Annotated in this window: 1 pseudogene; it reads right to left on the reverse strand. The window is 46.6% G+C overall.

Annotation, left to right across the window (positions count from 1 at the left end):
- Positions 1-292, reverse strand: a pseudogene (locus HC176_RS19070) (ribonucleoside-diphosphate reductase subunit alpha); the annotation flags it as partial.

The raw sequence follows: 292 nt of genomic DNA on the forward strand, positions 1-292 counted from the left end.
TTTAAGTAAAGTTCTTCAAATTCATCGCCATGAATATCGTAAAGTCCGGGGCACTCGTGCGGACACATCAGCGTCCAGTCTTCATTTGCTTCCACGCGTTTCATGAAAAGATCGGGCACCCACATCGCGTAAAAAAGGTCGCGGGCACGCATTTCTTCTTTTCCGTGATTCTTTTTTAGGTCGAGGAAATCAAAGATATCGGCATGCCATGGCTCTACATAAATGGCAAAGGAACCTTTGCGCTTTCCGCCGCCCTGATCGACATAACGTGCAGTGTCATTAAAAACCCGAA

The sequence above is a fragment of the Tamlana crocina genome (assembly GCF_012037625.1).